Origin of the sequence: Mesorhizobium sp. M7A.F.Ca.MR.176.00.0.0 (assembly GCF_004023165.1) — a bacterium.
Lineage (GTDB): Bacteria > Pseudomonadota > Alphaproteobacteria > Rhizobiales > Rhizobiaceae > Mesorhizobium.
This window is the reverse complement of the sequence record NZ_RZTC01000090.1, coordinates 1-18,325: the sequence shown is the minus strand read 5'-3', so window position 1 is coordinate 18,325 and position 18,325 is coordinate 1. Positions and strand designations below refer to the sequence as shown.

Below are 18,325 nucleotides of genomic sequence, written 5' to 3'. Positions count from 1 at the left end.
GGTTGCTCGCGCGGCAAAGATGGGTATTTCCAATCCGAAACGGGTCTATCGGACGGAGGACATGGCGCGCGGCGATGTGCTGTTCGCGGCCACCGGTGTCACCGACGGCAACATGCTGGCTGGCGTCAAGTTCGGCCACAATTACATCACCACCCACACGATCGTGCTGCGCTCGTCGTCGCGGACGGTGCGCGAGATCAAGGCCCGCCATCAGGGTCTGGATAAGTTCTGACGCTCGCTTGCGAAGCCACCTTGCAATTGCTAGCCATTCGGGCGCATCCGATGCTGGCTGCAAGGATTTGACGATGAAACCGTTCGACTGGCATGCGGATCCGATTTCGCGTGCCACCGCCATCACAAAGTCCTATCGCAACACCCAGAATGTGCGTCGCTTTCTCATCCGGGAATGCGGCGATGCATTCAGGTTCGACCGGCCTTTCATGGCTTGGCTCAAGGACGGTGTGGAAAAGACGATGGGCGATGCGGCCGACGAATGGCTTCGGCGCCAGGCTGAAAAGCCGAAAGCGCAGTTTTCTTGACTTATTTCGGGACCGCGCGCACCCGTGAATCGCTTGGCTTTGCCTGCCTTTGGCCTATAGAGCGTCGCGTGAACGCGACGCGCTTAAAATTGTTGCCAATGCAGGTCGTCGCCCCAAAACCGCTGCCCACTTATGGGCGACATGCATTATCGTGCGGCCAACGATGAGTTGGCAAAGCGTATGACCGGCGAAAAACGCCTCTTCCTCGATGTCAGGCAGTCAGTATCAGGGGTTTCCTGGGAACATCGGCTGACAGAACGCCAGGACATGATTGCGCTCGCCATCGCGCAAGGCCATGGCGTGCCCGACATCGTCGCGCGGGTGCTTGCCGGCCGTGGTGTTACCGCCAAACAGACCGAGCGGTTTCTCGACCCGACGATCCGCGATCTTCTGCCGGATCCGGCATCGCTGACCGACATGGACAGGGCGGCGGCCCGCATCGCCGCCGCGGTGATGGCCAAGGAAAAGGTGGCGATCTTCGGCGACTATGATGTCGACGGCGCCGCCTCGTCGGCCTTGCTGAAGCGGTTCCTCACGCATTTCTCGGTGCCGTCGGAAATCTACATTCCGGATCGTATTTTCGAGGGCTATGGGCCCAACCCGGATGCCATGCGCGAACTTGTTTCGCGTGGCGCGACACTGATCGTCACTGTCGATTGCGGCACCAACAGCGCAGTTTCCATCGATGCCGCCAACGAGGCTGGGGCCGATGTCTTGGTGCTCGACCACCACCAGGTCGGCGGTGCCTTGCCGGCGGCAATTGCCGTCGTCAATCCCAATCGCGACGACGACCTTTCCGGGCAGGGCCATCTCTGTGCCGCCGGCGTGGTCTTCCTCGCCCTTGTGCAGACGGCCAGGATCCTGCGCGGCCGCATGGCCGATGCTACGCCGCCGGACCTGCTTTCGCTGCTTGATATCGTGGCATTGGCCACAGTCTGTGACGTGGTGCCGCTGACCGGCGTCAACCGCGCCTTCGTGGTCAAGGGGCTGCAGATGGCGCGCCAGCAGAAGAATGAAGGGTTGGCGGCACTGGCACGCGTGTCGCGCATCGGCGAGCCGATCAGCACTTTCCATCTGGCCTATCTGATCGGCCCGCGCATCAATGCCGGCGGACGCATCGGCGATGCCGCACTTGGTAGCCGGCTGCTTGCGACCGACGATCCGGTCGAGGCGCGCACCATTGCCGAGACGCTCGACCGGCTCAACCAGGAACGGCAGTTGATGGAGCAGGAGATGCTCGCGGCGGCGCGCGTCGAGGCCGATGCAGAGCTCGCCGGCGGCAATGGCCCGGCTATCGTCGTCACCGCCTCCAACAGCTGGCATCCGGGTATTGTCGGCCTGCTCGCTTCGCGATTGAAGGATCATGCCCGGCGGCCCGCCTTCGCCATCGCGTTCAATGCTGTGGGCATCGGCACCGGTTCGGGCCGCTCGGTCTCGGGTTTCGACCTCGGCCGGCTGGTGCGCGAGGCGGCCGTTGCCGGTCTGATCGTCAAGGGCGGCGGCCATGGCATGGCGGCGGGCATCACCGTGGAGCGGGCAAGGCTTGGCGAACTCAGGGCGTTTTTTGAAGAACGGGCGGCAGCCGACGTGTTTCGCCTGCAGGGCGAGGAAAGCCTGGCCATAGACGGCGCACTTGCCGCTGAAGGCGCGACGCTCAGCCTGCTCGACGCGCTGGAACAGGCCGGACCCTTCGGTGCCGGGCATGTGGCCCCTGTTTTCGCGTTGCCGCGCCACCGATTGGCCGATGCGCGGCCGGTCGGCACCAACCACATCCGCGTCGAACTGCAATCGGAAAGCGGCGGCCGTATCCAGGCGATCGCCTTTCGCGCTGTCGAAACCGCACTTGGCGAATTCCTGTTCAAGAACCGGGGCAAGACGATCCACGTCGCCGGTTCGTTGTCAGGCAACTACTGGAACGGCAACCGCACCGTGCAGTTTCGCATCAGCGATGCGGCTCGTGCGTGAGGTTCTTGTGTGACCGAACCGTAGCTTGCGCGGCAATGTTCGCCTCGGGCGATCTATGATCGTATCTGCTTCCGAAACTCGCCCGGCGCCATTCCGGTCGTCTTGGAGAAAGTGCGACTGAACGAAGCCACGTCCTGATAGCCCACCCGATAGCAGATTTCCGAGACGCTTAGCTTGGTTCCCTCAAGCAGCGACCTTGCGAGTTCAAGCCGTCTTTCCTGGATCCATTTTCCCGGCGTGGTCTTGAGTTCACTAACAAATCTGCGAGACAGCGTTCGCGCAGACATGCCAAGTCCCGCCGCGAGAAAGCCCAAATCGATTTCCCGTATCTTGTTTTCCGCGAGTCCACGCAGTTTGGTCTCCAGCGGATTGGTCTCCTTCGGCAATTCTTCGAGAGGGAATTCGTAGGGGCTTTGAAATTTGCGCGAAGGCGGAAGAACCAAGAGCTTTCGAACGATCCGCTCCTCTTTCGAGAAGCCGAGATCGACCAGCAGAGCTTTGGCGAGTTCCAGTCCCGAAAATCCGCCGCCGCAAGTGTATAGGCGATCGTCGCGAACAAGCATGTGCGACGAGTCCCATTGAACTTGCGGAAATCGGCTGCTTACGTGGGACTTTAGCCACCAGGATATCGTCGCACGCTTGCCGTCCAGCAGCCCTGTATCGGCGAGCAGATAACATGCACCGCAATGTGCCGCGATGATTGCATCCTGTTGTCGTGCGAGTGCGATCAGCGGTTTTGAGTACTCACTCTCCTGGTCAAGCGAGCGCAGAAGTTCGGGAATATCGACACCTGGCATCGCGATGAGGATCAACACATCCATTTTTCGAGACGGTTGCGTCTTCGCAGGGAAAGAAATTCCGGCCGTCGAAATTGCAGGCGGCGCCCTGGAAACGAACTCGCAGGAGAGAACCTGTGAGCCGCTGACGTCATTCACGAGCTGAAACATCTCCACCAGCGTCGAGACAACCGCCGAATAGAAATCGGACGGCAGCCAGATGACCACGTGGATGCACTTGCCAGCCATGGGGCGGCTCCCGGTATCGGTTTCGTCGAGTGGCAAGTTTAGCACAATCTTTGTCAAAAATGCCAATTCCGAAACAAGCGCTGCGCCTCCAGGGTAGCCGCATGCGGGTCTCGCTGACGAAGAGCGGGCTGCGGAATCCATAGTCGGGAAAGATGCAAATGCGGAAATCACTGAATCAAACCGATGCGGGAGTGCCACGCTGGTCCGGGCTCAGGCTCGCGCTGCTGGCGTTCGCGCAGTTCATAATCGCGATCGACTACAACATCGTCTATGTCGCACTGCCGGATATTGGCCGGGAGGTCGGCTTTACGCCACAGTCGCTGCAATGGGTGGTGAGCGCTTACGCCGTGGCGTTTGGCGGCTTTCTGCTGCTCGGCGGTCGAGCGGCTGACCGGCTTGGCCCGCGGCGCATGTTCATCCTGGCGCTCGTGCTCTATGGCGTCTCGTCCTTTGCAGGAGGCTTTGCGCCCGATGCTCTTACGCTGGTGGTCGCTCGGGCCGTTCAGGGCCTGGGCGGGGCGCTTCTGTTTCCTGCAACTCTGGCGCTGATCAATACCAGCTTCGCGGAAGGTGCAGAACGCAATCGGGCGCTGGCAGTCTGGGGTGCCACGGGTAGTGGCGGCCTGGCAGCCGGTGCCATCATCGGAGGCGTCCTGACCAATGGCTGGGGTTGGCAAGCGGTCTTCTTCTTCACCGTTCCACTGGCTCTGGGCGCCGCTCTTGTCGCCGCGCCAGTTCTCCTGGCGCCCGATCCGGTAAATAGTGGCCAGAGGCGGAGTTTTGATCTGCCGGGTGCGCTGGTTGTCACGGCAGCCGCGACATTGCTGGTGTTCGGCTTGGCCAGTGGACCTGAGGTGGGCTGGAATACGGTTCGCAGCACCGGATCGCTTGCAATCGGTGTGCTGCTGCTTTGTGCCTTCATTCTCATCGAGAGACGCGTGCGCGATCCGCTCGCGCCACTGCGGCTGTTTGCCAATCGAAGCCTTGTCACGGCCATGGCGGTGAGTTTCTTTCATCACATGGCGCTGAGTTCGGGCTACTATATTCTCACGACCTACTTTCAGAACCTGCTTGGCTACAACGCGCTCGCCGCCGGTCTGGCATTCGTTCCGCTCGGCGTGCTGGCGATGGTCGGCGGCGGCAAGGGCGCGGCACTGCTGCTCACCAAGTGGGGGACTCGCGCCACGATGGTTGCCGGCATGCTCATCTATGGGATCGGGCTGGTGGCGATCGCTCTTGCTCTGTCACCAGGCGGGTCGTACTGGGCCGTGCTGCCCGGGATCCTCATCTATGGTTTCGGTGGCGGCATCGCCTTTACGACGCTGTTCGTAGCTGCCGCTTCCGGAGTGGCCGCCAACGAACAAGGAGTCGCCTCGGCGCTAGGGTCGACATCCCTACAGATCGGCGCAGCCTTGGGTCTTGCCGCCGCTCTTGTCGTGGCCAATGTCGGTTTGGGTGGAGTGGCCGCTACCACATCGGATGTCGTCGACGGATTGCGTATGGCAGGATTGTTCGCCGCCGCCGCGGTTTTCCTTGGTGCGGTTCTGGCTCTGATGCTCAAGCAGGCTCCGGGCATAGCCCAGGATGCCGCCACCTCTGCCGAAGCTGCGCACTGATCCTTGCTCAGTCACCTTGAAGCGCGTCGCGTTGAATTCAATCGACGTGCTTCAAGTGTTTTGATTCCATGCGTTGGGAAGATATGCGTCAGGCGAGAACGGTCTGCAGCCGGGTCAGTTCGCCGATCTGCGCCATCGTCGCCTGATAGCCGAGGTTGATCGCCTCGTCGGCGCGGTGGAATTCGGTCAGGCCGATATGACTGAGCTTCGGCTGCAGCGACATGTCAGGCGGGTCGCCGGCAAGCCTGGCGCGCGAAATGCGGTCCTGAATGATGTTGAAGGCCTCGACCATGACGCCGGTGATGCCGAGCCGCGTCTGATGCGACTGGCGCTCGGCGTCGATCTGACCAGGCCGCGGCGCGTCCTTTTCAACGACCAGCTCGCCGGCGCTGTGCTTGATGACGGCGGCGCGGCCGAACAGATCATAGTGAAGGTTGACCGCCACGACGAGCGGCTGCTCATAGGCGCGGCAGACCGAAACCGGTACCGGGTTGACCAGCGCGCCGTCGACCAGCACGCGGCCATTGCAATTCACCGGCTCGAACACGCCGGGCAGCGCGTAGGAGGCGCGCATGGCGGTGATCAATGAGCCGCTCGACAGCCAGATTTCGTGGCCGGTGCGGATCTCGGAGGTGACCGCGACGAACGGCTTGGCAAGGTCCTCGAAACGAATGCCGGCCATGTGCTCGCGCAGCCTTGCATCGAGCTTCATACCGCCGAACAGGCCGCTGCCGCGCAAATTGAGATCGAGCAGGCCGAAGATGCGGCGCTTGGTCAGGCTGCGGGCGAATTCTTCGAGCTCGTCCAGTTTGCCGGCGAGATAGCAGCCGCCGACCAAAGCGCCGATCGAGGTGCCGGCGATCATCGACACTTCGATGCCGGCTTCGTCGAGCGCGCGCAGCACGCCGATATGCGCCCAGCCGCGGGCGCAACCGCCACCCAAGGCGAGCGAAATGGCTGTTTTCTTCTGGGAGTTCGTTTCGGACGCGCCGCCTGACGAGGATAGGCCGTTGGCCTCCCTGACATCTGGTCTGTTACGCAATGACGCCCACTCGAGCATCATGATCTCCCTTGTCCCACGGCCACTATACGAGCGGGCCGTATCGAAATGATGAATCTGTGTGGTTGGTGTCAGGCAGAAGGTTCAAGCTGGTGGTTTCCGATACGTGTTTACCGCATCGAACAGCGGCTTGCTGCCGTCGTCGGCAAGCGTCCCCTTGCCATCGATCAGCCCCACCGTCCGATAAAAGCATGAACGCCGGCCAGTGTGACAGGTTGCGTCGTGGCCTAACACTTTGACGCGCAACCATATGGCATCCTGGTCACAATCCGTGAGCATCTCGACGACATGCTGAAAATTGCCTGATGTTTCGCCCTTTTTCCAAAGCACGTTGCGCGAGCGCGACCAGTAGTGGGCGATGCCTGTCTCCAGTGTCAGCGCCAGCGCTTGCGCGTTCATGTGCGCCACCATCAACAGCATGCCGTCCGCGGCATCGGTGACGACGACCGTGACGAGGCCAGCGGCATCGAAGCGTGGTGAAAACACCGCGCCTTCCTCCATGGCCTTCTTGTCTGACGAAGCTTTCGGGAATTCCAATGCCGACATCGCCGGTCCTTATCTAGCGAAGTCGCAGGGCCATTCAGATCCCGCCGCCACGCACCATGGTCACGAAACGAACCTGCTCTTCGGGCGTATCCTTGAAGACGCCGGTGAAGGTCGAGGTCAGCGTGGTTGAACCCTGCTTGCGGATGCCGCGCATGGCCATGCACATGTGCTCGGCCTCGATCATGACGGCGACGCCGCGCGGATTGAGCACGTCCTGGATGACGCCGGCGATCTGCGCCGTCAGCGCCTCCTGGGTCTGCAGGCGGTGGGCGAAGATATCGACGACGCGGGCGATCTTGGACAGGCCGACAACCTTGCCATCCGGCAGATAGCCGACATGCGCCTTGCCGATGATCGGCACCATGTGGTGCTCGCAATGCGAATGGAATGTTATGTCCTTGACGATGACCAGGTCGTCGTAGCCGGCGACCTCCTCGAAGGTGCGGCCGAGCTCGTCGGCCGGGCACATGTCGTAACCACCGAACATTTCGCGAAAGGCCTTTGCCACCCGCTTCGGCGTGTCGACCAAGCCTTCGCGGTCCGGATTGTCGCCGGTCCAGCGCAAAAGCGTGCGCACGGCGGCTTCGACTTCGGCTTCGCTTGGCCGGTCGGTGACCGGCTTTTCCATATAGGCTGACTGTGGCATGAGCTTCTTGATGACGGCATCCATAAAGGCGTCTCCCGTAGTCCCTCTCGGCGGAGGAACGAGTTGAACGGACCACGACCTTTCGGTGTCGGAAACTCGCCCCGTTTCCAGCCCCGTAAGTGGCGTGAACTTCCCGGCAAGGACATTGGCTTTCGTCGTTCTTGTCGATACCGGACTGCCAGCATTATATAAGGTCATAGCGAGCGAAAGGAAGACACGACAGCGGCAATCGCTGTTCGCTTGGCGGCGACGGATTGGAAAATAATGATAAACGAGGTCTACAACGCGAAAATTCTCGGTTTTGCCGGGAACATTGGCCGCATCGGCCGTCTCGATCATCCTGACGCGACCGCCAAGGCTCACTCCAAGCTATGCGGTTCCACGGTCACCGTCGACCTCAAGATGCAGGACGGCCTGGTCACGGACTTTGCCCATGACGTGAAAGCCTGTGCGCTCGGCCAGGCGTCGTCATCGATCATGGCGCTGCATGTCGTCGGCGCGAGTGCTGAGGAATTGCGCGCGGTGCGCGACACCATGCTGAAGATGCTCAAGGAAAATGGCGCCCCGCCGGACGGTCGCTTCGCGGATCTCAGATATCTGGAGCCGGTGCGCGACTACAAGGCGCGGCACGCTTCGACCATGCTGACTTTCGATGCCGTGGTCGACGCCATCGGCCAGATCGAGAAGAAGCGCGCCGAAGAAGCGGCCTGACCTTGGCGTTTGGCTACCAAAGCCTGGTGTTTGCCGGGAGCCTTGCTGGCTCACTCGCGTTGAGCGGGACCCCGAGCCGGGCAGACGTAGCGGTCGAGCACTATCGGCGACTATCTCATGAAGGCAATCCAGCATTGTTGGAACATGCCTGCAAACACCCACAGCATTGCACGCGTCCAGATCAGTCTGAACAAGGACGGGTCACTCGCAGGCCCGCCAAAAATCCTCGGTCCTGTGACGACGCCGCCGGACAAGGTTGCCGAGTCCGCTGTCCGGGCCATCGCACGCTGCGCGCCATTTCCCAGGCTGACATCATATGCTGCCCACTACGATATGTGGCGCGATGTCATCCTCACATTCAACCCGGGAGAAGACTCACCGGGCGAGCTTCCGGCCGCGGATGCGCTCGACAAACTCTTCGAAAAATACAGCAAAAAGGCAAAGTAGCGGGAGCCCGGCCGGAAGGGTTCAAGCCCGCGCTTCCAGCACCCGCCTGCTTTCGACGAATTCGCTTCTGAGCCAGTCGGCGAACGCGGCGGCCGGTTCCGAGAGGTCGCGCAAGTTTCTGGCCACCAGCCAATAGGCGCCGGATGCGACGTCGATGTCGAACGGCTTGACCAGCGCGCCGGATGCGATTTCCCCGCCGATCTGCAAGAGATCGCCCAAGGCCACGCCATGTCCGAGCAAGGCGGCCTGTTTTGAAAGCGACGCATCCGCCAGCATCGGCCCGCGCGCCGGTATGGCGTCGGCGGGCACGCCGGCCGCTTCGAACCAGCGCGCCCAGCCTTGACGGTTTTCCTCGTGCAGAAGCGTGTAGCGGGCAAGATCGATCGGCTTATCGAGGGCTGGGCCAGAAGCAAGCAGCGCCAGCGACAGAACCGGTGAATCGACAGTCGAGGCAAGCCGCTCCGCTTCGCTGCGCGGCCACGCGGTGACATGTGTGCTGAAGCGTAAGGCAAGCTCCGGCTGATCGCTGCGGAACTCGATCAGCCTTGGGTCGACCTCGAGCGAGATGTCGATGTCAGGCCGCAATTGGCGGAACCGGTTGAGTCGCGGCACCAGCCACACGGATGCAAGCGACGGCTCGACACTGACGCGGACCACGGACTGCGCCGGTGTCGCCACCAGTTCTCCAAGCAAGGTGTCGATGGCGTCGAAACTTCTGACAAGCTGCTCCAGCAGACGTCGGCCGGTGTCGGTCAGCTCGACCCGGCGATGGTGACGTTCGAACAAGGGTTGATGCAGGAAGATTTCGAGTTCCCGGATCTGCCGGCTGATCGCCGCCTGCGAGACGAAAAGCTCCTCGGCGGCCCGGCTGAAGCTCAGATGCCGGCCCGCCGCCTCGAAGCTCCTCAATGCCGTCAGCGGCAGGCGCCCACGCTTCATTCGCATAACCCAGGATTATCCGAAGTGGAAATTATACTCGTTTGAAGGCGAAGGCCAGCGGCCGTCTAATCGCATCAAAGGAGACTGACCATGATCCAGTTGCTGAGCATCTTTGGCGATGTCATGCGGATCGCAACGTTTCAATGGCGTGACAGAAGACAGCATGAAAAGCGTTACGAAGAGCCGACCAGTCGTGCCCGGTGGGCGTCTTCGCCTGACAGGCAGCCGTTTCGCCGTTCCGCCCGTGACGACTGAGTGCGCACAAGGAGTGGGGATTGCGTTCTCCAGTGGAAGCTCACATCTATCGCCTGGGAAACGCGATACGGAGACTGTGATGCGCGACCAGCATGGGCATGCGCATATCGCCAGGCCGCCGAAACGCGGCCGCAACTGGCCCGGTCCATGGCGCAAGACGCCGGGCCGTCTCCTCGGCACGTCGCTCGTGCGCCTCTATCAGCTGACGCTGTCGGGCTTTGTCGGCAATACCTGCCGGCATCTGCCGACCTGTTCGGAATATGCCCATGAGGCGATCGCCCGCCATGGCCTGTGGGCCGGCGGCTGGATGGGATTGTTCCGTGTGCTGCGCTGCGGGCCATTCGGCACGCATGGCATCGACCGCGTGCCGGAGGTGCTGGAGGATCGTTATGTCTGGTTCACGCCATGGCGGTACTGGCGGATCGGCAGCAAGCGCGGCGAAGCGCAGGGATGATCGCGTCGGTCAGGTACCGGCGGCTCTGCCCGTTTACGATCCGGTAGGGTTAACAACAGCCTGCACAAAGACTGCGCATTTGAGACAAAATCGAGACAAGAGACCTCGCTAAGCCGCTCGCGAACCCCCCTCTTGAGCGAGCAGACAAATGCGCAATTTCGACCGTCTTCCCTTCATCTTTGCCGGGATACTGTTCCTGCTCGCCTGGCTGCTGGGATTTCCGTTGCGCGCGCAATCGGCGCCGTTGGGGGACGTGCAGTGCACGGTGATCGCCGATGCGGCGAGCGGCAAGACGCTTTACCAGGACGGGGTGTGCGACCAGCGGTTCAGCCCGGCGTCGACGTTCAAGGTGCCGTTGTCGCTGATCGGCTATGACAGCGGGATCCTGAGCGACGAGCACACGCCGAGCTGGGATTACAAGCCTGAATTCAACGCGGTGAAGCGGGATCAGAAGACCGTCGATCCGGTGGTCTGGGAGCGAGATTCGATCCTGTGGTTTTCCCGGGAAATCACCCGCCGGCTTGGGTCTGAGAGTTTTGCCGGTTATGCCTCGAAATTCGACTACGGCAATGCCGATGTTTCCGGCAATCCCGGCAAGAATGATGGTTTGACCAAGTCCTGGGTGAATTCCTCGCTCAAGATCACGCCGGTCGAGCAGGTCGAATTCCTGCGCAAGCTGCTGGCCCGCAAGCTGCCTGTCTCGGCCAAGGCCTACGACATGACATCAGCCATCATCCCGACCTTCCAGGCCGGGGGTTGGACGGTGCAAGGCAAGACCGGCAGCACCAGGCTGCGCAACGACGCCGACAAGGTTCAGGACAAGCGCTCGCTCGGCTGGTTCGTCGGCTGGGCGAACAAGGATGGCCGCCAGATCGTCTTTGCGCGGCTTGTCGTCGACACCAACCGCACCGACATGCCAAAGGGCCTCAAGACCCGGGCTGCGTTCCTCAAGGATTTGCCGCTCCTCATCAAATGAACGCTGACATTTGAGCCGGGCTTTACGGCGGCGGAATCTGTCCATAAAAGACAGCCGCTGCCGGACGCATCCGGCTTTTCCCTATGCATGTCGTAACTCCAAAACCGCCATACACTTTTGGGCGACATGCATTTCAACCACCCGCGCTCGTTTGCGGGACTGGATAGGAGATATACATGCTGAATTCCGTTTCTCTGACATTTCCCGATGGCTCCGTCCGCGAATATGACGCGGCGATGACCGGTGCCGGCCTCGCCGAATCGATCTCGAAATCGCTGGCCAAGAAGGCGGTCGCCTATGCGATCGACGGCACGGTTCGCGATCTCAGCGATCCGCTCGGCAAGTCCGGCAAGGTCGAGATCGTCACCCGCGACGACGCGCGCGCGCTGGAGCTGATCCGCCACGACGCGGCCCATGTGCTGGCGGAAGCCGTGCAGGAGATATGGCCGGGAACGCAGGTGACCATCGGGCCGGTGATCGAGAACGGCTTCTACTACGATTTCGCCCGTAACGAGCCGTTCACGCCTGACGATTTTCCGGTGATCGAGAAGAAGATGCGCGAGATCATCGCGCGCAACAAGCCGTTCACCAAGCAAGTCTGGTCGCGCGACAAGGCGAAAAAAGTGTTTGCCGACAAGGGCGAGCGCTACAAGCTGGAGCTGATCGATGCCATTCCCGAGGATCAGGATCTCAAGATCTACGCGCAGGGCGACTGGTTCGACCTCTGCCGTGGCCCGCACATGGCCTCGACCGGGCAGATCGGCAATGCCTTCAAACTGATGAAGGTGGCCGGCGCCTATTGGCGCGGTGATTCGAACAACCCGATGCTGACCCGCATCTACGGCACGGCCTGGGCTGATCAGGCGCAGCTCGAAGCCTACCAGATGATGCTGGAGGAGGCCGAGAAGCGCGACCATAGGAAGATCGGCCGCGAGATGGACCTGTTCCATTTCCAGGAAGAGGGACCGGGCGTCGTCTTCTGGCATGCCAAGGGCTGGAAGATGTTCCAGAACCTGGTCAACTACATGCGCCGCCGCCTCGACGAGCAGGGCTATCAGGAGGTCAACGCGCCGCAGGTGCTCGACAAGAGCCTGTGGGAGACGTCAGGCCATTGGGGCTGGTATCGCGACGCCATGTTCAAGGTGACGGTCGCCGGCGACGACACCGATGACGACCGGGTCTTCGCGTTGAAGCCGATGAACTGTCCGGGCCATGTGCAGATTTTCAAGCATGGGTTGAAGTCTTATCGCGATCTGCCTGTCAAACTTGCGGAATTCGGCAATGTGCATCGCTACGAGCCGTCGGGCGCGCTGCACGGGCTGATGCGTGTGCGCGGCTTCACGCAAGATGATGCGCACATCTTCTGCACCGAGGAGCAGCTGGCTGCGGAGTGCCTGCGCATCAACGACCTGATCCTGTCGACCTATGCTGATTTCGGTTTTGACGAAATCAGCGTCAAGCTTTCGACGCGGCCCGACAAACGCGTCGGCACCGACGAAGCCTGGGATCATGCCGAGGCGATCATGGGGAGCGTGCTGGAGACGATCAGGACACGGTCCGGCAATCGCATCAAAACCTCCATCAATCCGGGCGAGGGCGCCTTCTACGGACCGAAATTCGAATACGTGCTCAAGGATGCCATTGGCCGCGAATGGCAGTGCGGCACGACGCAGGTCGACTTCAACCTGCCGGAACGGTTCGGCGCCTTCTATATCGGCTCCGATTCCGAGAAGAAGCAGCCTGTGATGGTGCACCGCGCCATCTGCGGCTCGATGGAGCGCTTCCTCGGCATCCTGATCGAGAACTATTCCGGCCATTTCCCGCTGTGGTTCGCGCCGCTGCAGGTGGTGGTGGCGACGATCACGTCGGATGCCGATGGCTATGCGACCGAGGTGGTGGCAAAGCTGAAGGCCGCCGGGCTTTTGGCGGAAGCGGATCTGCGTAACGAGAAGATCAACTACAAGGTCCGCGAGCACTCGCTGGCCAAGGTTCCGGTCATCCTCGTCTGCGGCAAGCGCGAGGCCGAAGAGCAGACCGTCAACATGCGCCGGTTGGGCTCGCGCGACCAGGAATCGCTTGGCCTTGACCAGGCGATCGCGCAATTGGCCGAAGAAGCTGTTACACCCGACCGCCGGCGCAAACGCGCGGCTTGATTGGCATAGTTTCGACTAATGGCGGTGGAGCGATCCACCGCCATTTTCATATCCCTGTCACGCCGACCTTGTAACCAGCCCCTATGCTCAAGTTGAAATTGCGCGAACGACCCTTTCCCGAGCTTTCCTATGCCAATCCGCGCCAGCCGGCGCTGACACGCTGGTTCATTCATTCGGTCGAAGGCCTGTCAGGCCGCGACCGCTACACAGCACTTTATGATTTCTGGCGCAGCCAGGTCGTGCCGACCGGCGAACGCGTGTTCAGCCGTATGCTCGAACTGATCGACGTCCGCGTGCGGACATCGGATCAATGGCCGCCGGCGCAATTGCCGGATACGCCGCTGGTGATCGTCGCCAATCATCCGTTCGGCATTGGTGACGGCATTGCCGTGCTGTCATTGGTCGAGCAGCTCGGACGCCCGTTCCGGGTGATGATCCACAAGGATCTGCTCAAGATCCGCGAAATGGAGTCTTACTCGCTGCCAATCGACTTTTCCGAGACCAAGGACGCGCTGAAGAACAACATGGCCGTGCGCCATGAGGCGGTGCGGCTGTTGAAGGAAGGCGTCACCATCGTGGTGTTTCCGGCCGGCGGTGTCGCCACCGCGCCGAAGGGCTTTGGCCGGGCACGCGACTTGCCGTGGAAGATGTTTCCAGCCCGTCTCGTCCAGGACGCCAGGGCGTCGGTCATCCCGATGCATTTTTCCGGACAGAACGGCAGGCTGTTCCATCTCGTCAGCGGCCCGATGAACATGGCCGAGCGCGACAGTCGCCTGGCGAAATTCGTCGGCAGGGCCTCTCTGACATTGCGCACGTCGCTGCTCATTCACGAATTCGCGCGGCTGTCCGGCAAGGCGATCGAGGTGCGCGTCGGGGATGTGCTGAGCTGGAGCGAGCTGGAGCCGTTGCGCGACCGCAAGGCATTGCTCGACCGCCTCTATCGAGGCGTGTTCGACCTGGCGCCAGCTTTGCCACGCCGCCGGATCCCGTTCCTGCCGGCGCGGACCAAGATGGCGGCTTGAGGCAGCCAAACGTCCAGCTCAAAAGGGGGCCGGTCTCGGCCGTCCATTGCAGAAATAGTATGACACTGTAACGTCGCGTGCTATAGAAAGGCAAGGAAGGACTTGCCATGAGAACCAGCAAACCGATCACCGTGACCCTTGGCCGCCAGCAGAGCGGCCTCGACGCACGTCTGGCGTCGGGCGCCTACGACTCCGCCAGCGAGGTCATGCGCGCCGCGCTGCGTGCCCTCGACCGTGAGGAGCAGACCATCGCCGCGATCATGCGCGCCAAGGTCCAGGAAGCTCTTGACGACCCGCGTCCAGACATCCCGGCAGAAGAGGTCTTCAAAGAGCTGCGCGCCCATCATGCGGACCGCATGAAGACCTCCAAGCGTGACACATAAGGTCGTCTTCAGGCCGGCGGCTCAAGCCGACCTCTTCGCCATCTACAACTACATCGAAAACGACAGCGGGAATCGGCGTGCCGGCGACTATGTCGACCGCATAGAGGCCGCGTGCATGGCGCTGTCCACCTTCCCGGAACGCGGGACCGTGCGCGACACCGTTGGCCCCGGCGTCCGCATCGTCGGTTTTGAACGCCGCGTGTCGATCGTTTTCCGGGTCGACGGTGGCACCGTGGTCATCCTGCGCGTGCTCTACGGCGGACAGGATTATCCGGCCGGTTCAGAGGATGACGCAGACACCTGATTCCCCGGTAGGAAGTGCGAACTACAATCTAGTCCGCGCCTTCTTCGGGATCCATCGCCGCGGCCTCGGTGGCCAGAACCTCGATCTCCTGGTTCTGCCCGGCCACGACCGTAAAATCCTTCTGATAGATGCGGTCGCGGTTCTTGGCGATGATGGTGTAGTCGCCCTCGGCCAGCACCATCGAGGCGAAGGCGCCGACGGTTTCCTTGATCGGATCGCCCGATTCATTGAGCAGCGACCAGGACGTATCGGCGATCGCCTCGCCACCGGTTTCGCGCACCAGCTTCATGGTGATCTCGGCGGCGTGGTGCTCGACGGTGGCTTCGGTCAGCTTGCCGGCCTCGACACGGATGTCGGAGCGGATGACCGCGTTGACCGCGCCATAGGTCGAGACGACATGGTAGATCCCGGCGTTGAGCCGCACGACGCTGTTGGGCTCGACATCGGGAATGATCAGCGCGCGGTCGCCATTGGCCTCGGCGGTGCCTTCGTAGATCGAAAATCGCAGCTTCTTTGGTGGAATGCGCACGCCGCCGGACAGCACTGCGTCGAGCTTGAGGCCGCCGGCGTCGAGCACGAGACTTTCGCGCTTGGCGTCCTTGCCGACAGTGATGCGCTTGGTGGCGCCGGCCCGGCCGTAGGAGGCGTGAACCAGATAGCTGCCGGGTTCGAGCTGGAAGACGGCGGTGCCGCCATGGGAGGAGGCAACCATCGGCAATTTGCCGTTGACGGCTTCGGGCTTGAAAACCCGCCAGACGATGCCGCGCGTGATGTCGGAACCCTTGTCGGTCAGTTGGGCGGACAATGTGATGGCGCCGCCGCCGCTCAGCGCCAGCGACGTCTCGCCTTTCGGCGTCGCGTAGCTCGAAATTCCCGGAAGCTTCAGGTCGGTGACACCGTCGACGTTCTGCGCCACGGCAAGCGAAACCGGCGCCATGAATATCAGCGCGCCGAGCCAGACCAGGAAAAGACGGACAGTCCCCTCAAACATGCCTTGCGTTGAAGCCCATGGCGGTGGCAATTTCAAGGCTTAAGAGTTGAAACGACTCTTCCCTCCGGCGTATCCCGCGCCAATGCCCGAGCCGCCCGAATCCCCGATGGTGCGCTTCAGCTCAAAACAGAATGTCCAGGAGACTTGCGCCCATGGCGTCGCCGATCATCGACTTCCTGCTCACCCGAAACTCCGCACCGATCCCCGATTTGAAGGAGCCGGCGCCGAGCGATGCGGAGATCGCCACGATGATCGCCGCTGCCTCCCGGGTGCCCGACCATGGCCGGTTGGAGCCCTGGCGCTTCATCCTCTACCGTGGCGACGCCCGCGTCGAGATCGGCAGGCAACTGGCAGCGCTTGCAGAGCAGCGGGAAGGTCCCTTGTCCGAAGGCCGCCGCAACCAGGAACTGGCGCGATTCTCGCGCGCGCCACTGGTGATCGGCGTTGTGTCGATTCCCAGGGAGAATCCAAAAATCCCGCAATGGGAAATGTTCCTGTCGGGCGGCATGGCGGCGATGAACCTGATGATAGCAGCGAATGCGCTGGGCTATGGCACCAACATGATCAGCAACTGGTATTCGGATGTGCCGGAGGGCAGGGCGCTGCTGGGGCTGGCGCCGCAGGAGCGGGTCATCGGCTTCATCCATATCGGCTCCTATGCCGGCCCGGCACCGGAGCGGCCCCGGCCCGATCCGGCAAAGCTGTACAGTGACTATTCGGGGCCGTGGGCGGGCTGAATGTTCTACGAACCCTCAAAGGGCCACGGCCTGCCGCATGACCCTTCGAAGGCGATCGTGGCGCCGCGTCCGATCGGCTGGATTTCGACACTGAACAGGGCAGGCGAGGTCAATCTCGCGCCATACTCCTTCTTCAATGCCGTTTCTACGCGGCCTTTCATCGTCTGGTTCTCCTCCGAAGGCGAGAAGGACAGCGCCTCCTTCGCCCAGGAAACCGGCGAGTTCGTCGCCAATCTCGTCGGCCGCGATCTCGCGGAGAAGATGAACCGCACATCGGTCAACGCACCGCGCGGCGTCAACGAGTTCGTCTATGCCGATCTTGCCATGGCGCCGTCTCGGCTGGTGGCGCCGCCGCGCGTGGCGGCAGCGCCGGCCGCGCTCGAATGCCGGGTGACGGAAGTCTTTCGGCCAAAGGCGCTGGACGGATCGCCGACACGCGCTGTGATTGTTGCCGGTGAAGTGGTCGGCGTGCACATCGACGACGCCTTCCTGACAGACGGCCTGTTCGACATCACCAAGGCCGGCAATGTCGCCCGTCTCGGCTATATGGATTATGCCAGCGTCGACGAGGTGTTTTCGATGCGCCGGCCGCGCTGGGACAAGGACTAGGTATCAGGCTTGGCCAGCGCCTTGCCGGCACTCTTTCGCCGCCTGGCCGTCATGACGGTGCGCACATAGCCGGGCTCGCCGATCCGGATGCTTCCATCGGGCAGGCCCAGTATGCGGTCGAGAGCGATCTCGTAGAGCCTGACGCGTTTCTCCAGGGCCTCGATCGCGATCTCCATGTCGGCGTCGCTGCCGCCGGCAATTGCCTTGGCAACGACGTCATGCGTGGCCATGCCGAACTGCATGACGATGTCGGCAACACCTTCCGGATCGAAGGTCCTGAAAGTGCCGTCTTCGATCCCTTGCCTGATGATCTTGACCAGCAGAGGTGAAAACGACGCGCTGGCGGCCAGATTGATACGGTGGAAAAGCACCAGATTCTCAGGCCGAAACATCGTCTCGAAAAGAGTCCAAGCTTCGGGCGCGGTCTCGATCTTTGCCCGCCGCGACTGGCTGAGCAGGCCATTCAGGCGGCCAAGCGGGTCTAGGTCCGGATCGTCGATTATGTCTTGCACCCCAGCCAGTGCCTGTCTTGCAAAGCGATCGGCCAATGCTTCCAGAAGAGCCTCCTTGGAGGGGAAGTAGTGATAGAAGGCGCCCTTCGAGACGCCGGCGGACGCAATCACGTCGTTGAGGCTCGCTTTGTCATAGCCCTGCGTCAGGAAAAGGGTCTGGGCATGGTCCAGAAGCTCTTCTCGCCTGAACTCTGGATGCTTGATGACACGGGGCATGATGAACCTTCTGCACAGTTCGCTTGAATTACAGACCGCTGGTCGGTATGGTAGACCGATGGTCTGAAATTGCCAGTGCAAGTGAGCGGATATCATGAAAGGTCGATCATGATCGCGAAATTGGTCCTCCAAACATTCGTCTGGTTTGGCGCCATGGGCGCCTTGCTCTTCCTGTCGGCCGGCACACTGCACTGGCCGGGGGCCTGGGTCTATCTGGTG

At 61.8% G+C, this 18,325-nt stretch carries 22 protein-coding genes and 1 pseudogene; 16 read left to right on the top strand and 7 right to left on the bottom strand.

Features of this window, described 5'->3' with window-relative positions; genetic code table 11:
* The 3 genes from EOB59_RS36680 to recJ form a co-directional block, all read left to right on the top strand.
* A partial coding sequence (locus EOB59_RS36680) for a fructose-bisphosphatase class II (protein ID WP_245486746.1) occupies window positions 1-232 on the top strand: 232 nt, incomplete at its 5' end.
* Between the two features lie 73 nt (window positions 233-305).
* Window positions 306-539: a DUF6434 domain-containing protein gene (locus tag EOB59_RS25220; RefSeq protein WP_127810572.1), complete on the top strand. Its 234-nt coding sequence runs from the start codon at window positions 306-308 to the stop codon at window positions 537-539.
* A 180-nt stretch (window positions 540-719) separates the two neighbouring features.
* Window positions 720-2,504: a single-stranded-DNA-specific exonuclease RecJ gene (gene recJ / locus EOB59_RS25215; protein WP_128289485.1), complete on the top strand. Its 1,785-nt coding sequence runs from the start codon at window positions 720-722 to the stop codon at window positions 2,502-2,504.
* A 53-nt stretch (window positions 2,505-2,557) separates the two neighbouring features.
* Here recJ and EOB59_RS25210 read toward each other — a convergent pair whose 3' ends face one another.
* Window positions 2,558-3,529 carry a helix-turn-helix domain-containing protein gene (locus tag EOB59_RS25210; RefSeq protein WP_164873856.1) on the bottom strand — a complete coding sequence of 324 codons (972 nt, stop codon included), beginning with the start codon at window positions 3,527-3,529 and terminating at the stop codon, window positions 2,558-2,560.
* Window positions 3,530-3,687: 158 nt separating this feature from the next.
* Between EOB59_RS25210 and EOB59_RS25205 the strand changes: the two genes are divergently transcribed.
* Window positions 3,688-5,145: an MFS transporter gene (locus EOB59_RS25205; RefSeq protein WP_128289484.1), complete on the top strand. Its 1,458-nt coding sequence runs from the start codon at window positions 3,688-3,690 to the stop codon at window positions 5,143-5,145.
* Window positions 5,146-5,233: 88 nt separating this feature from the next.
* On the opposite strand, the gene EOB59_RS25200 is transcribed toward EOB59_RS25205, so the two are convergent.
* From EOB59_RS25200 to folE, 3 genes are all read right to left on the bottom strand, one after another.
* Window positions 5,234-6,205: a patatin family protein gene (locus EOB59_RS25200; protein ID WP_127267650.1), complete on the bottom strand. Its 972-nt coding sequence runs from the start codon at window positions 6,203-6,205 to the stop codon at window positions 5,234-5,236.
* An 84-nt stretch (window positions 6,206-6,289) separates the two neighbouring features.
* Window positions 6,290-6,751, bottom strand: a complete 462-nt coding sequence (gene hisI, locus EOB59_RS25195; protein WP_127321550.1) for a phosphoribosyl-AMP cyclohydrolase — start codon at window positions 6,749-6,751, stop codon at window positions 6,290-6,292.
* 34 nt (window positions 6,752-6,785) lie between these two features.
* A complete protein-coding gene (gene folE / locus EOB59_RS25190) occupies window positions 6,786-7,421 on the bottom strand; it encodes a GTP cyclohydrolase I FolE (RefSeq protein WP_127379830.1) in 636 nt (211 codons plus the stop codon).
* A gap of 240 nt (window positions 7,422-7,661) precedes the next feature.
* Here folE and EOB59_RS25185 point away from each other — a divergent pair, with 240 nt between their 5' ends.
* Both EOB59_RS25185 and EOB59_RS25180 read left to right on the top strand, forming a co-directional pair.
* A complete protein-coding gene (locus tag EOB59_RS25185; RefSeq protein ID WP_128289483.1) occupies window positions 7,662-8,108 on the top strand; it encodes an iron-sulfur cluster assembly scaffold protein in 447 nt (148 codons plus the stop codon).
* Window positions 8,109-8,225: 117 nt separating this feature from the next.
* Entirely contained in the window at window positions 8,226-8,555 is a 330-nt protein-coding gene (locus tag EOB59_RS25180; RefSeq protein ID WP_128289482.1) for a cell envelope integrity protein TolA, read from the top strand.
* Window positions 8,556-8,576: 21 nt separating this feature from the next.
* Here the strand turns inward: EOB59_RS25180 and EOB59_RS25175 are convergent, their stop codons facing one another.
* Window positions 8,577-9,494 carry a LysR substrate-binding domain-containing protein gene (locus EOB59_RS25175; RefSeq protein ID WP_128289481.1) on the bottom strand — a complete coding sequence of 306 codons (918 nt, stop codon included), beginning with the start codon at window positions 9,492-9,494 and terminating at the stop codon, window positions 8,577-8,579.
* Window positions 9,495-9,584: 90 nt separating this feature from the next.
* Here EOB59_RS25175 and EOB59_RS25170 point away from each other — a divergent pair, with 90 nt between their 5' ends.
* The 7 genes from EOB59_RS25170 (at window position 9,585) to EOB59_RS25140 (ending at window position 15,041) form a co-directional block, all read left to right on the top strand.
* Window positions 9,585-9,749, top strand: a complete 165-nt coding sequence (locus tag EOB59_RS25170) for a hypothetical protein (protein ID WP_127295902.1) — start codon at window positions 9,585-9,587, stop codon at window positions 9,747-9,749.
* Window positions 9,750-9,828: 79 nt separating this feature from the next.
* Window positions 9,829-10,203 carry a membrane protein insertion efficiency factor YidD gene (gene yidD / locus EOB59_RS25165; RefSeq protein WP_127267644.1) on the top strand — a complete coding sequence of 125 codons (375 nt, stop codon included), beginning with the start codon at window positions 9,829-9,831 and terminating at the stop codon, window positions 10,201-10,203.
* Between the two features lie 148 nt (window positions 10,204-10,351).
* Window positions 10,352-11,179, top strand: a complete 828-nt coding sequence (blaOXA, locus tag EOB59_RS25160) for a class D beta-lactamase (protein WP_128289480.1) — start codon at window positions 10,352-10,354, stop codon at window positions 11,177-11,179.
* A gap of 176 nt (window positions 11,180-11,355) precedes the next feature.
* Entirely contained in the window at window positions 11,356-13,332 is a 1,977-nt protein-coding gene (gene thrS, locus EOB59_RS25155) for a threonine--tRNA ligase (RefSeq protein WP_128289479.1), read from the top strand.
* A gap of 83 nt (window positions 13,333-13,415) precedes the next feature.
* Window positions 13,416-14,354, top strand: coding sequence for a GNAT family N-acetyltransferase (locus EOB59_RS25150; protein ID WP_127396401.1), 939 nt, complete (start codon window positions 13,416-13,418; stop codon window positions 14,352-14,354).
* A 107-nt stretch (window positions 14,355-14,461) separates the two neighbouring features.
* On the top strand, window positions 14,462-14,737 hold the full coding sequence (locus tag EOB59_RS25145) for a type II toxin-antitoxin system ParD family antitoxin (protein ID WP_128289478.1): 276 nt from the start codon (window positions 14,462-14,464) through the stop codon (window positions 14,735-14,737).
* On the top strand, window positions 14,727-15,041 hold the full coding sequence (locus EOB59_RS25140) for a type II toxin-antitoxin system RelE/ParE family toxin (protein ID WP_127396403.1): 315 nt from the start codon (window positions 14,727-14,729) through the stop codon (window positions 15,039-15,041). Before EOB59_RS25145 ends, EOB59_RS25140 begins: the two co-directional genes overlap by 11 nt.
* Before the next feature lie 28 nt (window positions 15,042-15,069).
* Here EOB59_RS25140 and EOB59_RS25135 read toward each other — a convergent pair whose 3' ends face one another.
* Window positions 15,070-16,032 carry a hypothetical protein gene (locus tag EOB59_RS25135; protein ID WP_127270173.1) on the bottom strand — a complete coding sequence of 321 codons (963 nt, stop codon included), beginning with the start codon at window positions 16,030-16,032 and terminating at the stop codon, window positions 15,070-15,072.
* Between the two features lie 152 nt (window positions 16,033-16,184).
* On the opposite strand from EOB59_RS25135, the gene EOB59_RS25130 reads away from it, so the two are divergent.
* A complete protein-coding gene (locus tag EOB59_RS25130) occupies window positions 16,185-16,769 on the top strand; it encodes a nitroreductase (RefSeq protein ID WP_128289477.1) in 585 nt (194 codons plus the stop codon).
* Window positions 16,770-17,378, top strand: a complete 609-nt coding sequence (locus EOB59_RS25125) for a flavin reductase family protein (RefSeq protein WP_127810565.1) — start codon at window positions 16,770-16,772, stop codon at window positions 17,376-17,378. It abuts the gene before it with no gap.
* On the opposite strand, the gene EOB59_RS25120 is transcribed toward EOB59_RS25125, so the two are convergent.
* On the bottom strand, window positions 17,375-18,106 hold the full coding sequence (locus EOB59_RS25120) for a TetR/AcrR family transcriptional regulator (protein WP_128289476.1): 732 nt from the start codon (window positions 18,104-18,106) through the stop codon (window positions 17,375-17,377). The two genes, EOB59_RS25125 and EOB59_RS25120, sit on opposite strands and share 4 nt — an antisense overlap.
* Before the next feature lie 108 nt (window positions 18,107-18,214).
* Here EOB59_RS25120 and EOB59_RS36675 point away from each other — a divergent pair.
* A pseudogene (locus EOB59_RS36675) lies at window positions 18,215-18,325 on the top strand (isoprenylcysteine carboxylmethyltransferase family protein); the annotation flags it as partial.

Excerpts from the sequence above, each read along its gene's own strand:
- EOB59_RS25185 (WP_128289483.1), top strand. The coding sequence starts at position 7,662 with ATGATAAACGAGGTCTACAACGCGAAAATTCTCGGTTTTGCCGGGAAC.
- EOB59_RS25135 (WP_127270173.1), bottom strand. The coding sequence starts at position 16,032 with ATGTTTGAGGGGACTGTCCGTCTTTTCCTGGTCTGGCTCGGCGCGCTG.
- recJ (WP_128289485.1), top strand. The coding sequence starts at position 720 with ATGACCGGCGAAAAACGCCTCTTCCTCGATGTCAGGCAGTCAGTATCA.
- hisI (WP_127321550.1), bottom strand. The coding sequence starts at position 6,751 with ATGTCGGCATTGGAATTCCCGAAAGCTTCGTCAGACAAGAAGGCCATG.
- blaOXA (WP_128289480.1), top strand. The coding sequence starts at position 10,352 with ATGCGCAATTTCGACCGTCTTCCCTTCATCTTTGCCGGGATACTGTTC.
- EOB59_RS25150 (WP_127396401.1), top strand. The coding sequence starts at position 13,416 with ATGCTCAAGTTGAAATTGCGCGAACGACCCTTTCCCGAGCTTTCCTAT.
- EOB59_RS25145 (WP_128289478.1), top strand. The coding sequence starts at position 14,462 with ATGAGAACCAGCAAACCGATCACCGTGACCCTTGGCCGCCAGCAGAGC.
- EOB59_RS25200 (WP_127267650.1), bottom strand. The coding sequence starts at position 6,205 with ATGCTCGAGTGGGCGTCATTGCGTAACAGACCAGATGTCAGGGAGGCC.
- EOB59_RS25130 (WP_128289477.1), top strand. The coding sequence starts at position 16,185 with ATGGCGTCGCCGATCATCGACTTCCTGCTCACCCGAAACTCCGCACCG.
- yidD (WP_127267644.1), top strand. The coding sequence starts at position 9,829 with ATGCGCGACCAGCATGGGCATGCGCATATCGCCAGGCCGCCGAAACGC.
- EOB59_RS25170 (WP_127295902.1), top strand. The coding sequence starts at position 9,585 with ATGATCCAGTTGCTGAGCATCTTTGGCGATGTCATGCGGATCGCAACG.
- EOB59_RS25180 (WP_128289482.1), top strand. The coding sequence starts at position 8,226 with ATGAAGGCAATCCAGCATTGTTGGAACATGCCTGCAAACACCCACAGC.
- EOB59_RS25120 (WP_128289476.1), bottom strand. The coding sequence starts at position 18,106 with ATGCCCCGTGTCATCAAGCATCCAGAGTTCAGGCGAGAAGAGCTTCTG.
- EOB59_RS25220 (WP_127810572.1), top strand. The coding sequence starts at position 306 with ATGAAACCGTTCGACTGGCATGCGGATCCGATTTCGCGTGCCACCGCC.
- thrS (WP_128289479.1), top strand. The coding sequence starts at position 11,356 with ATGCTGAATTCCGTTTCTCTGACATTTCCCGATGGCTCCGTCCGCGAA.
- EOB59_RS25205 (WP_128289484.1), top strand. The coding sequence starts at position 3,688 with ATGCGGAAATCACTGAATCAAACCGATGCGGGAGTGCCACGCTGGTCC.
- folE (WP_127379830.1), bottom strand. The coding sequence starts at position 7,421 with ATGGATGCCGTCATCAAGAAGCTCATGCCACAGTCAGCCTATATGGAA.
- EOB59_RS25175 (WP_128289481.1), bottom strand. The coding sequence starts at position 9,494 with ATGAAGCGTGGGCGCCTGCCGCTGACGGCATTGAGGAGCTTCGAGGCG.
- EOB59_RS25125 (WP_127810565.1), top strand. The coding sequence starts at position 16,770 with ATGTTCTACGAACCCTCAAAGGGCCACGGCCTGCCGCATGACCCTTCG.
- EOB59_RS25210 (WP_164873856.1), bottom strand. The coding sequence starts at position 3,529 with ATGGCTGGCAAGTGCATCCACGTGGTCATCTGGCTGCCGTCCGATTTC.